The organism is Kosakonia sp. ML.JS2a (assembly GCF_025642095.1).
GTDB lineage: Bacteria > Pseudomonadota > Gammaproteobacteria > Enterobacterales > Enterobacteriaceae.
Genome location: NZ_CP106754.1, coordinates 3,661,355 through 3,676,466 on the forward strand (window position 1 = coordinate 3,661,355; position 15,112 = coordinate 3,676,466).

Consider the following 15,112-nt stretch of genomic DNA (forward strand, 5'->3'; position numbering starts at 1 on the left):
TCTTCTTCGACTCCTGCGTTTATTCGCGTCAGTCGTTGGGGTATCGCCAAGCGGTAAGGCACCGGTTTTTGATACCGGCATTCCCTGGTTCGAATCCAGGTACCCCAGCCAGTCGATGACTGGGTAAGCAGTAAAATTTGGCTACGTAGCTCAGCTGGTTAGAGCACAGCACTCATAATGCTGGGGTCACAGGTTCGATTCCCGTCGTAGCCACCATATTCAGGATCTGACGTTATCTGAAACGTTAAATCTTAAAACGTGTTGTTGGGGTATCGCCAAGCGGTAAGGCAGTGGATTCTGATTCCACCATCCCGAGGTTCGAATCCTCGTACCCCAGCCATCTTAAAAGACGTTTGCTTTTGCGAACGCACTTTTGGGGTATCGCCAAGCGGTAAGGCAGTGGATTCTGATTCCACCATTCCGAGGTTCGAATCCTCGTACCCCAGCCACACAATGCAAAAAAGCTCGCTTCGGCGGGCTTTTTTGTTTTCTTGCGCATCCCCGGAGTTGGTAGTTAATCACGGCATAAACCGTGTGGTAATTTACCCGCCTTTCTCCTTTGAGCCCGCATGATGAACTATCAAAACACTGCCCTGTTAATTTATGCCCCGCTGTATGTGCTCTTTGTGGTCATCGGCTTCGGTCTTGCTTTTATGGGCCTCTCCGCGCCAATCTTCTATGGCCTCTGTATGGGGTTGATCTTTCCGGTTGTCATATCCATGCGTCTGCATACGCTGAGCGAAAGCGGCCAGGCCCTGCTGCTGAAGGAGACAACTCACTGGACGGTGTACGTGCAGGGCATTCCGGTGCAGGAAACACGTTCATCGCTGAAAAATCCCTGCTTCTCTACGCCACAGCGCCTTCAGCAATTCTGTATGCGGACTCTTATCGCCAGGCTCGCTCTGCAAGTTGCGTCCGTGGCGCTGCTGGCGCAACAGGCCAGTGCAAACCCGCTCTCCATTGGTTATGGGGTGGCGGCCTTAGTCGCACTGATTATTCTGCTGGTGCCACTTAACCGCACGGTGTTACTGCTGCGCAAAATGTACAACGGTGAATGGACGCTGCAACAGGTTGAAGGGGTTGAGGGGTATCAGGCCTTTTTTATCGACAAAAAAGGCGCGCACACGGCACTGGATACGTTGTTGGCAATCATATGAGTACTGCGGGCGCGGCGCCCGCAGCCCCTTTACAGCCCTAATGCGTACTTCAGCGCCTGCCGTTTCAGCACACCGGCGCGATCCGCCGCCATCAGACCGATATTGCGCAGCAGTCGCACCGGGCCAAGCGTATTGCTGAACCCGGCATAAAAAAGATCCATCCCGCTTTGCATAATAAAGTTATCCGCCATACGCCGCGTCTGGTAGCGTTTTAGAATCTGCTGACTGGCCCAGGCTTCACCGTGCGTACGCGCACTTGCCAGCACATCCAGCAGCGCATCCACATCGCGATACCCCAGATTCACCCCTTGCCCGGCGAGCGGATGGATAGTGTGCGCAGCATCGCCAACCAGCGCTAATCCGGGGCGTACATACTGCAATGCATGGCGACGCGCCAGCGGGAACGCTGCGGCGGCAACCGGTGTAACATGGCCCAGACGCGGCGGGAAGTGTCGGGCAATCTCTTGCTCTAATTGCGCCATGCTCATCGATTGCAACTGACGGATACGCGCGGGTGTGTCGTACCACACCAGCGATGCCCAGCCATCAAACAGCGGTAAAAACGCATGCGGTCCGTCAGGGGTGAAATGTTGCCAGGTGCTGTCTCCTGCGTCCTGCTCGCATTTAACGGTAATCAACATGCAGGATTGCTGATACTGCCAGGCATGAATACCGATGCCGGAAGCTTGTCGTACGCGGGAATTCGCGCCGTCGGCGCCGACCACCAGTTTAGCGGTTAACGTACTGCCATCTTCAAAAGTCAATTCATGCTGTTCGTTCAGGGCATGCATCGCACTTAATGCTGCGGGCGTGCGCAACGTGACTTGCGGATGCGCCTCCAGCGCCTCCCACAGCGCGCGCTGCAGGACAACGTTTTCAACCATATAGCCCAGCAGCGGCAGTTTCAGTTCACGGGCATCGAATTCAACGTGCGCGTTTTCCCACTCCCAGGTTTCCAGCCGTCGGTACGGGTGGCAGCGCATGTGCTGAATGCGCTCCCACACGCCCAGCCCGCGCAGCACCGCCACCGATGCCGCGCTGATCGCAGAGATCCGCACATCCGGCTGCGACGTTGCATCAAACAGCGGCGGTGCCTGCTGCTCAATCACCGTTACTGCAAACCCGTGTTGCGCCAGCCCCAGCGCCAGCGCCCCGCCGACCATACCGCCGCCGACGACCGCGACCTCAGTGGATTGATTTGTCATCGCTAACTATCCTTAAACGAGAATCCGTTAAGTTTACCGGATTTTTTACGTCTTGAGACTGACATCCGTCAGACTGGTCAGCACGCGACCAAAGCATTACAATACGCGCCCTGCAATCCTGGCTTATATCCGTTATTTTAGGGTATACGAACTTAAGCAAGAGCAAGTCGATGACAAAAAAACTCCACATAAAAACCTGGGGCTGTCAGATGAACGAATACGATTCATCGAAGATGGCCGATCTGCTGGATGCCACGCACGGGTATCAATTGACAGAAGAAGCGGAAGAAGCCGATGTGCTGCTGCTTAATACCTGTTCCATCCGCGAAAAAGCACAGGAAAAGGTGTTTCATCAATTAGGCCGCTGGAAGTTGCTGAAAGAGAAAAAGCCGGATCTGATCATTGGCGTTGGCGGCTGCGTGGCCTCACAGGAAGGCGACCATATTCGTCAGCGTGCGCACTATGTCGACATTATTTTCGGGCCACAAACCCTGCACCGTCTGCCAGAAATGATCAACGCTGTACGCGGCAACCGCAGCCCGGTGGTCGATATCAGCTTCCCGGAGATTGAGAAGTTCGACCGCCTGCCGGAACCGCGCGCTGACGGCCCAACCGCCTTTGTTTCCATTATGGAAGGCTGCAACAAATATTGTACTTACTGCGTGGTGCCTTATACCCGCGGTGAAGAGGTGAGCCGCCCTTCCGACGATATCCTGTTTGAAATCGCCCAACTGGCAGCGCAGGGCGTGCGTGAGGTGAACCTGCTGGGCCAGAACGTTAACGCCTGGCGTGGCGAAAACTTCGATGGCAGCACCGGCACTTTCGCCGAGTTGCTGCGTCTGGTGGCGGCTATCGACGGTATCGACCGCATCCGTTTCACCACCAGCCATCCGATTGAGTTCACCGATGACATCATCGAAGTTTACCGTGATACGCCAGAGCTGGTGAGCTTCCTGCATCTGCCGGTGCAAAGCGGTTCTGACCGCGTGCTGAACCTGATGAGCCGTACGCACACCGCACTGGAATACAAAGCTATTATTCGTAAACTGCGTGCGGCGCGTCCGGACATCCAAATCAGTTCCGACTTTATTGTCGGCTTCCCCGGCGAAAGCACCGACGATTTCGAAAAAACCATGAAGCTGATTGCCGATGTGAATTTCGACATGAGCTACAGCTTTATCTTCTCCGCCCGCCCGGGAACGCCCGCCGCCGATATGGTGGACGATGTACCGGAAGAGGAGAAAAAACAGCGTCTGTACATTCTGCAGGAGCGTATTAACCAGCAAGCCATGGCCTGGAGCCGCCGCATGCTCGGTACCACCCAACGCATTCTGGTCGAAGGCACCTCGCGCAAAAACATCATGGAGCTCTCCGGTCGCACGGAGAACAACCGCGTGGTGAACTTTGAAGGCAAGCCGGAGATGATCGGTAAATTCGTTGATGTCGAAATCGTCGACGTCTACACCAACTCCCTGCGTGGCGTGGTGGTGCGTACCGAAGAGGAAATGGGCCTGCGCGTTGTCGAATCGCCGGAGTCCGTTATTGCTCGTACCCGCAAAGAGAATGACATCGGCGTCGGGATGTATCAGCCCTGATGCGAAAGGCCTGCCTGTTCCGGCAGGCCTTGCTTTTCCCCTTACCCACCCCAACATCAACCGCTATGCTTGCGACTTCTCTCTCTGCCGTGAATAATTCCCTAATGGGCGCTACGGCGACACACCGAAAAGAGGAACAGTTTGAACATAGATACGCGTGAAATTACCCTTGAACCGGCGGACAACGCTCGTCTGCTAAGTCTGTGCGGCCCGTTTGATGACAATATCAAACAACTGGAGCGGCGACTGGGCATCGAAATCAACCGCCGCGATAACCACTTCAAACTCACCGGGCGCGAAATTTGCGTCAACGCTGCTGCAGATATTCTGCGCACGCTGTATGTCGACACCGCCCCGATGCGCGGGCAGACCCAGGACATCGAGCCAGAGCAGATCCACCTGGCGATCAAAGAAGCGCGCGTGCTGGAACAGAGCGCCGACAGCGTGCCGGACTATGGCAAGGCTATCAATATCAAGACCAAACGCGGCGTCATTAAACCGCGCACGCCAAACCAGGCGCAGTACATCGCCCATATTCTCGATCATGACATTACCTTCGGTGTTGGCCCTGCCGGTACAGGTAAAACCTACCTTGCGGTTGCCGCCGCAGTAGATGCGCTGGAGCGTCAGGAAGTTCGTCGTATTCTGCTGACCCGCCCGGCGGTTGAAGCCGGTGAAAAGCTCGGTTTCCTGCCCGGCGATCTCAGCCAAAAGGTGGACCCGTACCTGCGCCCGCTATATGACGCGCTGTTCGAGATGCTCGGTTTTGAACGCGTTGAAAAGCTGATTGAGCGTAATGTGATTGAAGTTGCGCCATTGGCCTATATGCGCGGCCGAACGCTGAATGACGCGTTTATCATCCTTGATGAGAGCCAGAACACCACCATCGAGCAGATGAAGATGTTCCTGACGCGCATTGGTTTTAACTCCAAAGCGGTGATCACCGGCGACATCACGCAGATTGACTTACCGCGCAACACCAAATCCGGTTTACGTCACGCCATAGAAGTGCTGGCAAACGTTGACGAAATCAGCTTTAACTTCTTCCACAGCGAAGACGTGGTGCGCCATCCGGTGGTTGCCCGCATCGTTATCGCTTATGAAGCCTGGGAAGAAGCCGAACAGAAACGTAAAGCAGAACTGGCCGCCGAGCGTAAACGCGAAGCCCAGGAGCAGGAGCAAAAATGAGTCAGGTGATCCTCGATTTACAACTGGCCTGTGAAGATAACAGCGGCCTGCCGGAAGAAGCGCAGTTCCAGAAATGGCTGGACGCGGTGATCCCGCAGTTTCAGGAAGAAGCAGAGGTCACCATCCGGGTGGTCGATAATGCCGAAAGCCACGAGCTGAACCTGACCTACCGCGGAAAAGACAAGCCCACTAACGTGCTCTCCTTCCCGTTTGAAGCACCGCCGGGCATTGAATTGCCGCTGCTGGGCGATCTGATCATCTGCCGCCAGGTGGTAGAACAGGAAGCGCAAGAACAAGGTAAACCGCTGGATGCCCACTGGGCGCACATGGTGGTGCACGGGAGTCTACACCTGCTGGGTTACGATCATATTGCAGATGATGAAGCCGAAGAAATGGAAGGGATCGAGACAGAGATAATGCTTGCTCTGGGCTATGAGGATCCGTACATTTCCGAGAAAGCGTAGTCGGTGCGCGGCCTGGCCGCGTACCAAAATAATACCGTCAGGCGCTGAGTTTACGCGTAACGAGCGATAATTTAACCAACACGAGAACCCACACGACGCCATGAGCGACGATAACCCACACAGTAGCGACAACACCAACAGCAAGAAGGGATTCTTCTCCCTTTTACTGAGCCAGCTTTTTCACGGCGAACCCAAAAACCGTGATGAACTTCTGGCGCTGATCCGAGACTCCGGACAGAACGAGCTTATCGACGAAGATACGCGCGATATGCTCGAAGGGGTGATGGACATCGCAGACCAGCGCGTTCGCGACATCATGATCCCCCGTTCACAAATGATCACCCTGAAACGTAACCAGACGCTGGACGAATGCCTCGATGTCATCATTGAGTCCGCCCACTCACGTTTCCCGGTGATCAGCGAAGACAAAGATCATATCGAAGGGATTTTGATGGCTAAGGATCTGCTGCCGTTTATGCGCAGCGATGCCGAAGCATTCAGCATGGAAAAAGTGTTACGCCCGGCAGTGGTGGTACCGGAAAGCAAGCGTGTGGATCGCATGCTGAAAGAGTTCCGTTCCCAGCGCTACCATATGGCTATCGTTATTGATGAATTCGGTGGTGTCTCTGGTCTGGTCACAATTGAAGATATCCTGGAGCTGATCGTCGGCGAAATCGAAGATGAGTACGACGAAGAAGAGGATATCGATTTCCGCCAGCTCAGCCGTCACACCTGGACGGTGCGCGCGCTGGCGCCGATTGAAGATTTCAACGAAACCTTCGGCACCCACTTCAGCGATGAAGAGGTGGATACCATTGGCGGGCTGGTGATGCAGGCGTTTGGTCACCTGCCTGCACGCGGCGAAGCCATTGAAATTGATGGTTACCAATTCAAGGTCGCGATGGCCGACAGTCGACGTATTATTCAGGTTCATGTCAGAATGCCGGACGATTCTCCGCAACCGAAACTGGATGATTAATGTAAATGGTATTTGCCTCACTGCTTGAGCGCCAGCGCGTACGTCTGCTGCTGGCGTTACTTTTCGGAGCCAGCGGAACGCTGGCTTTTTCTCCTTATGACATCTGGCCCGCAGCGATCATTTCGCTGATGGGATTACAGGGCTTAACCCTCAATCGTCGACCGGTGCAATCCGCCTGGATTGGCTATTTCTGGGGGCTTGGCCTGTTCGGTAGCGGTATCCACTGGGTCTATGTCAGCATCGCGCAATTCGGCGGTATGCCCGGCCCCGTCAACGTCTTCCTCGTTGTGCTGCTGGCGGCGTATATGTCGCTGTATACCGGTTTATTCGCTGGCATCCTGTCGCGCCTGTGGCCAGCCACACACTGGCTACGAGTGGCGGTTGCCGCACCGGTCATATGGCAAATCACCGAGTTTCTGCGCGGCTGGGTTTTAACCGGTTTCCCGTGGCTGCAATTCGGCTATAGCCAGATTGACGGGCCGCTGAAAGGTCTGGCGCCCATTATGGGGGTCGATGCCATTAGCTTCCTGCTTATGGTGGTCAGTGGCTTGCTGGTGCTGGCGCTGATAACGCGCAACTGGCGCCCGCTGGTTGCCGCCGTGGTGCTGTTTGCCCTGCCCTTCCCGCTGCGCTATATCCAGTGGTATCAACTGCTGCCGGAACGGGCCACGCAGGTCTCGCTGGTACAGGGGAATATTCCGCAGGCGCTGAAGTGGGATGAGAGCCAACTGGTCAACACGCTGAAAATCTACCTCGATGCCACACAGCAAGTGATGGGTAAATCGCAACTGATTATCTGGCCGGAGTCTGCCATTCCGGATCTGGAAATCAATCAGCAACACTTCCTTGGCATGATGGATGACCTGCTGCGTTCGAAGAACAGCACGCTGATCACCGGGATTGTCGATGCGCGGCTGAACCAAAAGAATCGCTACGACACCTACAACACCGTGATTACGCTGGGTAAAGACAGCCCCTACAGTTACCAATCCAGCAATCGCTATAACAAAAACCATCTGGTGCCGTTCGGCGAATTTGTACCACTGGAGTCGATTCTGCGCCCGCTGGCGCCTTTCTTCGATCTGCCAATGTCATCATTCAGCCGCGGCCCTTATGTGCAACCGCAGTTGCAGGCGCACGGTTTTAAACTGACCGCAGCTATCTGCTATGAAATTATCCTTGGTCAGCAAGTACGGGATAATTTCCGCCCGGATACCGATTTCCTGCTGACTATCTCTAATGATGCCTGGTTTGGTAAATCCATCGGGCCGTGGCAACATTTCCAGATGGCGCGGATGCGTTCACTGGAACTGGCGCGCCCACTGCTGCGTAGCACCAATAACGGTATCACCGCTGTGATTGGGCCGCAGGGTGATATCCAGGCAATGCTCCCACAGTTCACCCGTGACGTCCTCACCACTGAGGTCACGCCAACCCGTGGTTTAACGCCGTATGCCCGTATGGGTAACTGGCCAGTGTGGATCATCTCTGCCCTGCTGGGCTTTGGCGCACTGGTGATGAGCCTGCGTCAACGCCGTCGTTAATCCCCTCTCCCAGCCCGGTGGTATTGGCTACCGGGCCGCTCCTCATCATCCTGTCGAACAGATAAGCGCAACGCCAACCGGCCTGGCGCACCTGTCGTATTGGCATGCCATTTGCTTATAGATATCAGGCAACTATGAAAACTGCTTATGCGCCAAAGGGTCGCACCGGCAGCGAACATTAGATGCACCAGCCTGGTGCGATGGAAGATTTTTGCCTCTTATCGGTGCGGCGCACCTCGCAAAAATAAACAATATCACAGCAAAATCTTTACATTAAGCCAGACTGAATGTAACAAACACACACGACGCTGCACGAATATGTTGCAGAAGATAAAAACAACACAACGTACACACAACGGGTATCCCTGTGCTTTCGCACTGACGATAAAGGAGTCTGGAAATGCAATTACGTAAACTGGCCGCCGCGATGCTGGTGATGGGACTGTCAGCCGGTCTGGTCCACGCTGAAGATGCTAAACCGGCGGAGGCAGCAGCCCCGGCGGAACAACAGCAAACGACGCTGGATAAAATTGCCAAAAACGGCGTTATCGTCGTCGGTCACCGTGAATCTTCCGTACCGTTCTCCTATTACGACAACGAACAAAAAGTGGTGGGTTACTCTCAGGACTACTCCAACGCTATCGTTGAAGCGGTGAAGAAGAAACTCAATAAGCCAGACCTGGCGGTGAAACTGATCCCAATTACCTCTCAGAACCGTATTCCGCTGCTGCAAAACGGCACGTTCGATTTTGAATGCGGCTCCACCACCAACAACGTTGAACGCCAGAAACAGGCCGCGTTCTCCGACACCATCTTCGTCGTCGGCACCCGTCTGCTGACCAAAAAAGGCGGCCCAATCAAAGATTTCGCCGACCTGAAAGGAAAAGCCGTGGTGGTTACGTCCGGTACCACCTCCGAAATTCTGCTGAACAAGCTGAATGACGAGAAAAAAATGGATATGCGCATTATCAGCGCCAAAGACCACGGCGACTCGTTCCGTACGCTGGAAAGCGGTCGTGCTGTCGCCTTTATGATGGATGACGCCCTGCTGGCCGGTGAACGCGCCAAAGCCAAAAAAGCGGATAACTGGGACATTGTCGGCACGCCGCAATCCCACGAAGCTTACGGCTGTATGCTGCGCAAAAACGATCCGGAGTTTAAAAAGCTGATGGATGACACCATCGCTCAGCTGCAAACCTCTGGCGCGGCTGAAAAATCCTACGATAAGTGGTTTAAAAACCCGATTCCGCCAAAAAACATGAACCTGAACTTTACGCTCTCTGATGACATGAAAGCGCTGTTCAAAGAACCGAATGACAAAGCTCTGAACTAATTAAAACCATTAGGGGCGGGGTATCCTGCCCTCTCGATTGTCGAAGCAGCACGGACAGACTATACGCTGAAGGGTCGTTCCCCTTTCGGCACGAAAACTCGCTCTTCACACAATCTTCGAGGGTAGCGCTGCTACCCTTTTTTTTCCGGAGTAGATTTATGTCCATAGACTGGAACTGGGGAATATTCCTGCAACAAGCCCCGTTCGGCAACACCACCTATCTTGGCTGGCTATGGAGCGGTTTTCAGGTCACCATCGCGCTTTCTGTGACGGCCTGGATCATCGCTTTTCTGGTTGGCTCTCTGTTTGGCATCCTGCGAACCGTACCGAACCGTTTCCTGTCCGGCATTGGCACCTGCTATGTCGAACTGTTCCGTAACGTACCGCTGATCGTGCAATTCTTTACCTGGTATCTGGTGGTACCGGAACTGCTGCCGGAAGACATCGGCATGTGGTTTAAGTCAGAGCTGGATCCCAACATTCAGTTCTTCGTCTCCTCGATGGTCTGCCTGGGGCTGTTTACCGCCGCCCGCGTTTGCGAGCAGGTACGCGCCGCCATCCAGTCGCTGCCGCGTGGGCAGAAAAACGCCGGTCTGGCAATGGGGCTAACGCTGCCACAGACCTACCGTTACGTTCTGCTGCCAAACGCCTATCGCGTGATCGTGCCGCCAATGACCTCCGAGATGATGAACCTGGTCAAAAACTCCGCTATTGCCTCCACTATCGGTCTGGTGGATATGGCGGCGCAGGCGGGGAAACTGTTGGATTACTCCGCGCACGCGTGGGAATCCTTTACCGCAATTACCGTAGCGTACGTGTTGATTAACGCCTTCATTATGCTGGTGATGAACCTGGTGGAACGCAAAATTCGCCTGCCAGGCAATATGGGAGGCAAATAACCATGTACGAATTTGACTGGAGTTCTATCGCCCCTTCTTTCCCGTACCTGGTGGCCGGGCTTATCGTCACGCTGAAAATCACCGTTATTGCGATCGTGGTCGGTATCGTCTGGGGAACACTGCTGGCGGTGATGCGTTTGTCGACCTTTGGGCCGTTTCGCTGGTTTGCGAAAAGCTACGTGAACGTCTTCCGCTCCATTCCGCTGGTGATGGTGCTGTTGTGGTTCTACCTGATCGTGCCCGGTTTTCTGCAAAACGTACTTGGGCTATCGCCGAAAACCGATATCCGGCTGATCTCCGCCATGGTGGCGTTCTCCATGTTCGAGGCGGCTTACTATTCAGAGATTATCCGCGCCGGGATCCAGAGCATCTCCCGCGGGCAGTCCAGCGCCGCACTGGCGCTGGGGATGACCCACTGGCAGTCGATGAAATTGATTATCCTGCCGCAGGCGTTTCGCGCCATGGTCCCGTTGCTGCTCACACAGGGGATCGTCTTATTCCAGGACACCTCACTGGTGTATGTCCTGAGCCTCGCGGACTTTTTCCGTACGGCGTCTACCATTGGCGAGCGTGACGGCACGCAGGTTGAAATGATCCTGTTTGCCGGCGCTGTCTATTTTATTATCAGTCTCAGTGCTTCGCTGTTGGTCAGCTGGCTGAAGAAAAGGACCGTTTAATGATTTCCCTGAAAAATGTTTCGAAATGGTATGGCCACTTTCAGGTGCTGACCGAGTGCTCCACGGAAGTGAAAAAAGGTGAAGTGGTGGTGGTGTGCGGCCCATCGGGTTCCGGAAAATCCACTCTGATTAAAACCGTGAACGGTCTGGAGCCGGTACAGAAAGGCGAAATCATCGTCAACGGCACCAAAGTCAATGATAAGAAAACCGATCTGGCGAAGCTGCGTTCCCACGTGGGCATGGTGTTCCAGCATTTTGAGCTGTTCCCCCATCTGTCGATTATCGAAAACCTGACGCTGGCGCAGGTAAAAGTGCTGAAGCGTGATAAGGCCGCCGCGCGGGAAAAAGGGCTGAAGCTGCTGGATCGCGTAGGTTTATCGGCGCATGCCAATAAATTCCCGGCGCAGCTTTCCGGGGGGCAGCAACAGCGCGTCGCGATTGCCCGCGCCCTGTGCATGGATCCGGTAGCAATGCTGTTTGATGAACCGACGTCAGCCCTCGATCCGGAAATGATCAACGAAGTGCTGGACGTCATGGTGGAACTGGCGAACGAAGGCATGACAATGATGGTGGTCACCCACGAAATGGGCTTTGCCCGCAAAGTGGCGAACCGCGTGATCTTTATGGATGAGGGCAAAATTGTTGAGGACTCTGAAAAAGAGGCCTTCTTCGCCAACCCGCAATCCGACCGTGCGAAAGATTTCCTCGCCAAAATCCTGCACTAAGTCCGTTTATGCCAGCCCCGATAACGGGGCTGGCGTTTTGCTGTTACGGCTCAAAAGGACGGCGTTGAAACTGATCGTGACCGCATTTCGGGCACAGCGGTAACACGTCCGGCGTATACACGGCCAAATGAAAATGGCATTTCTCACACACCAGATTTCCCAGCCCCACCACTTCACCGCTGTGATAGACGCCGTGATGATTGAGATCCTGGAACACTTCACGCCACTCCAGTTGCGTTTTATCGGTGATGTCCGCCAGCTCCTGCCAAAGACTCTCTTTGATCACCCGCATAAATACGCTGTCGGTAACTTCATCCTGGCTTTCGTTGTAGCTGCGGGCAAACTCTTCCAAATCGCGGCGAATGGCACGCATCAATTCGTCGACTTCCGTACGGGTTAATTCACCGGTCTGCGAGACACGCTGACGCGCCTGCCCGACTAATGCATCAATATCGCGCTCCCCGTTGCGTAAGCGTTCGGTTAACGCCGCAACCAGTTCACGGTAAAAATGAGCAACCTTGTTCATCGCTTCGCCTCCCGGTTAAGTAACTCTCTCTAATGGTAGACGTTATTTCTCCGTCGCAGTGCCGACTCGCCCACAGCGCGGACAAAAAGCCCCCCGAAAAAAGGCGCGGCTATTTCGCCGCCGGGTCGCGGAAAGGCTGTTTTGAGGCGGGCGTTTGGGCTATGCTATGCCGATCTGAAAAACCACGTAACAACGCTACATTCGTAGCGGTATCAAAAACAGGACTACTGGTGCCATGCAAGAGCAATACCGCCCGGAAGAGATAGAATCCAACGTACAGCGCCACTGGGAAGAAAAGCGCACATTCGAAGTTACTGAAGACGAGAGCAAAGAAAAATACTATTGCCTGTCAATGCTCCCCTATCCTTCTGGCCGACTACACATGGGCCACGTTCGTAACTACACCATTGGCGATGTGATTTCCCGTTACCAGCGCATGCTGGGTAAAAACGTCCTGCAGCCCATTGGCTGGGACGCGTTTGGCCTGCCCGCTGAAGGTGCTGCGGTGAAAAATAACACCGCGCCGGCACCGTGGACCTACGACAACATCGCCTACATGAAAAACCAGCTCAAAATGCTGGGCTTTGGCTATGACTGGAGCCGCGAGCTGGCAACCTGCACCCCGGAATACTACCGCTGGGAACAGAAGTTCTTTACCGAGCTGTATAAAAAAGGCCTCGTGTACAAGAAAACCTCTGCGGTGAACTGGTGCCCGAACGACCAGACCGTACTGGCAAACGAACAGGTTATCGACGGCTGCTGCTGGCGCTGCGACACCAAAGTTGAGCGTAAAGAGATCCCGCAGTGGTTTATCAAAATCACCGCCTATGCCGATGAGCTGCTGAACGACCTGGACAATCTGGACCACTGGCCAGATACCGTTAAAACCATGCAGCGCAACTGGATTGGCCGTTCCGAAGGCGTGGAAATCACTTTTGACGTCCAGAACAGCGACCAGAAACTGACCGTTTACACCACCCGTCCGGACACCTTTATGGGGGCCACTTACCTGGCTGTCGCCGCGGGCCATCCGCTGGCGCAACAGGCTGCGGCAAGTAAACCGGAACTGGCTGCCTTTATCGATGAATGCCGCAATACCAAAGTGGCGGAAGCCGATATGGCGACGATGGAGAAAAAAGGCGTCGACACCGGTCTGAAAGCGATTCACCCGCTGACTGGCGAAGCCATTCCCGTCTGGGCGGCAAACTTTGTGCTGATGGAGTACGGTACTGGCGCGGTGATGGCCGTTCCGGGCCACGATCAGCGCGACTACGAGTTCGCCACCAAATACAACCTGACCATTAAGCCCGTTATTCTTAACGCCGATGGCAGCGAGCCGGATCTTTCCGCGCAGGCGCTGACCGAAAAAGGCGTGCTGTTTAACTCCGGCGAGTTTAACGGTCTTGATTTCACTGCCGCTTTCAACGCCATCGCCGATAAACTGGCGGCCAAAGGCGTGGGCGAGCGCAAAGTCAACTTCCGCCTGCGCGACTGGGGTGTTTCCCGCCAGCGTTACTGGGGCGCGCCGATTCCGATGGTCACCCTGGAAGATGGCACCGTGATCCCAACTCCAGAAGACCAGTTGCCGGTGATCCTGCCGGAAGATGTGGTGATGGACGGGATTACCAGCCCGATCAAAGCAGACCCGGAGTGGGCGAAAACCACCGTTAACGGTCAGCCAGCGTTGCGCGAAACCGACACCTTCGACACCTTTATGGAGTCCTCCTGGTACTACGCGCGTTATACCTGCCCGCAGCACAACGAAGGCATGCTGGACCCGAAAGCAGCTAACTACTGGTTGCCGGTAGACATTTACATTGGCGGTATCGAACACGCCATCATGCACCTGCTCTACTTCCGCTTCTTCCACAAACTGATGCGCGATGCAGGTATGGTCAACTCCGACGAGCCGGCTAAACAGCTGCTGTGTCAGGGGATGGTACTGGCGGACGCCTTCTATTACGTGGGCGAAAACGGCGAACGTAACTGGGTGTCTCCGAAAGACGCTATCGTTGAACGCGACGAGAAAGGCCGCATCGTTAACGCCAAAGATCCGGCAGGTCATGAGCTGGTATATACCGGCATGAGCAAAATGTCCAAGTCGAAAAACAACGGTATCGATCCGCAGGAAATGGTGGAACGTTACGGCGCGGACACCGTGCGTCTGTTTATGATGTTTGCCTCCCCGGCGGACATGACGCTGGAATGGCAGGAATCCGGCGTGGAAGGCGCGAACCGCTTCCTGAAACGCGTCTGGAAACTGGTTTACGAGCACACCGCACAGGGTGCCGTCTCCGCGCTGGATGTGGCTGCACTGAACGACGAGCAACAAGCCCTGCGTCGCGACGTGCATAAAACCATCGCCAAAGTGTCCGATGATATCGGTCGCCGTCAGACCTTCAACACCGCGATCGCGGCGATTATGGAGCTGATGAACAAACTGGCGAAAGCACCGCAGGAAAGCGCGCAAGACCGTGCGCTGATGCAGGAAGCGCTGCTGGCAGTAGTGCGTATGCTGAACCCGTTCACACCGCACGCAAGCTTCACCCTGTGGCAAGAGCTGGGCGGCGAAGGCGATATCGACAACGCGCCATGGCCGGTTGCGGATGAGCAAGCCATGGTGGAGAACACCACGCTGGTCGTCGTACAGGTGAACGGCAAAGTGCGCGGTAAAATTACCGTCGCCGTCGATGCCACCGAAGAACAGGTGCGTGAACGCGCAGGCCAGGAGCATCTGGTCGCGAAATATCTTGATGGCGTTACCGTACGTAAAGTGATTTACGTACCGGGTAAACTGCTCAATCTGGTCGTTGGCTAAGC

Annotated in this window: 13 protein-coding genes and 4 tRNA genes; 15 read left to right on the forward strand and 2 right to left on the reverse strand. The window is 54.9% G+C overall.

Features of this window, described 5'->3' with window-relative positions:
* Window positions 1-36 precede the first annotated feature (36 nt).
* The 5 genes from N7922_RS17425 to N7922_RS17445 all read left to right on the forward strand — a co-directional run bounded on the left by N7922_RS17425 (window position 37) and on the right by N7922_RS17445 (window position 1,157).
* A tRNA-Gln gene (locus N7922_RS17425) sits at window positions 37-111 on the forward strand.
* Window positions 112-139: 28 nt separating this feature from the next.
* Window positions 140-216 (forward strand) — tRNA-Met (locus N7922_RS17430).
* A 49-nt stretch (window positions 217-265) separates the two neighbouring features.
* A tRNA-Gln gene (locus tag N7922_RS17435) sits at window positions 266-340 on the forward strand.
* A gap of 34 nt (window positions 341-374) precedes the next feature.
* Window positions 375-449 (forward strand) — tRNA-Gln (locus N7922_RS17440).
* A gap of 120 nt (window positions 450-569) precedes the next feature.
* Window positions 570-1,157 carry a hypothetical protein gene (locus N7922_RS17445; protein ID WP_263097513.1) on the forward strand — a complete coding sequence of 196 codons (588 nt, stop codon included), beginning with the start codon at window positions 570-572 and terminating at the stop codon, window positions 1,155-1,157.
* 29 nt (window positions 1,158-1,186) lie between these two features.
* Here the strand turns inward: N7922_RS17445 and ubiF are convergent, their stop codons facing one another.
* Entirely contained in the window at window positions 1,187-2,362 is a 1,176-nt protein-coding gene (gene ubiF / locus N7922_RS17450) for a 3-demethoxyubiquinol 3-hydroxylase (protein WP_263097514.1), read from the reverse strand.
* Between the two features lie 170 nt (window positions 2,363-2,532).
* On the opposite strand from ubiF, the gene miaB reads away from it, so the two are divergent.
* From miaB to N7922_RS17495, 9 genes are all read left to right on the forward strand, one after another.
* Complete coding sequence (gene miaB / locus N7922_RS17455; RefSeq protein WP_263097515.1) at window positions 2,533-3,957, forward strand: tRNA (N6-isopentenyl adenosine(37)-C2)-methylthiotransferase MiaB; 1,425 nt, start codon at window positions 2,533-2,535, stop codon at window positions 3,955-3,957.
* Window positions 3,958-4,098: 141 nt separating this feature from the next.
* Window positions 4,099-5,145 carry a PhoH family protein gene (locus N7922_RS17460; RefSeq protein ID WP_263097516.1) on the forward strand — a complete coding sequence of 349 codons (1,047 nt, stop codon included), beginning with the start codon at window positions 4,099-4,101 and terminating at the stop codon, window positions 5,143-5,145.
* Entirely contained in the window at window positions 5,142-5,609 is a 468-nt protein-coding gene (gene ybeY, locus N7922_RS17465; protein ID WP_061494454.1) for an rRNA maturation RNase YbeY, read from the forward strand. Before N7922_RS17460 ends, ybeY begins: the two co-directional genes overlap by 4 nt.
* A 100-nt stretch (window positions 5,610-5,709) precedes the next feature.
* Window positions 5,710-6,588: a CNNM family magnesium/cobalt transport protein CorC gene (gene corC / locus N7922_RS17470; RefSeq protein ID WP_061494453.1), complete on the forward strand. Its 879-nt coding sequence runs from the start codon at window positions 5,710-5,712 to the stop codon at window positions 6,586-6,588.
* A 5-nt stretch (window positions 6,589-6,593) separates the two neighbouring features.
* Window positions 6,594-8,132 (forward strand): apolipoprotein N-acyltransferase, encoded by a 1,539-nt coding sequence (lnt, locus tag N7922_RS17475; protein WP_263097517.1) that lies wholly within the window; start codon window positions 6,594-6,596, stop codon window positions 8,130-8,132.
* 400 nt (window positions 8,133-8,532) lie between these two features.
* Window positions 8,533-9,465, forward strand: a complete 933-nt coding sequence (locus N7922_RS17480) for an amino acid ABC transporter substrate-binding protein (protein WP_263097518.1) — start codon at window positions 8,533-8,535, stop codon at window positions 9,463-9,465.
* Between the two features lie 158 nt (window positions 9,466-9,623).
* Window positions 9,624-10,364, forward strand: coding sequence for an amino acid ABC transporter permease (locus tag N7922_RS17485; RefSeq protein WP_263097519.1), 741 nt, complete (start codon window positions 9,624-9,626; stop codon window positions 10,362-10,364).
* A gap of 2 nt (window positions 10,365-10,366) precedes the next feature.
* Window positions 10,367-11,041: a glutamate/aspartate ABC transporter permease GltK gene (gene gltK / locus N7922_RS17490; protein WP_263097520.1), complete on the forward strand. Its 675-nt coding sequence runs from the start codon at window positions 10,367-10,369 to the stop codon at window positions 11,039-11,041.
* On the forward strand, window positions 11,041-11,766 hold the full coding sequence (locus tag N7922_RS17495; protein ID WP_263097521.1) for an amino acid ABC transporter ATP-binding protein: 726 nt from the start codon (window positions 11,041-11,043) through the stop codon (window positions 11,764-11,766). Before gltK ends, N7922_RS17495 begins: the two co-directional genes overlap by 1 nt.
* A 43-nt stretch (window positions 11,767-11,809) precedes the next feature.
* On the opposite strand, the gene N7922_RS17500 is transcribed toward N7922_RS17495, so the two are convergent.
* On the reverse strand, window positions 11,810-12,292 hold the full coding sequence (locus N7922_RS17500) for a zinc ribbon-containing protein (protein WP_263097522.1): 483 nt from the start codon (window positions 12,290-12,292) through the stop codon (window positions 11,810-11,812).
* Between the two features lie 235 nt (window positions 12,293-12,527).
* On the opposite strand from N7922_RS17500, the gene leuS reads away from it, so the two are divergent.
* Window positions 12,528-15,110, forward strand: a complete 2,583-nt coding sequence (leuS, locus tag N7922_RS17505) for a leucine--tRNA ligase (RefSeq protein WP_263097523.1) — start codon at window positions 12,528-12,530, stop codon at window positions 15,108-15,110.
* The last annotated feature ends 2 nt before the right edge of the window (window positions 15,111-15,112 follow it).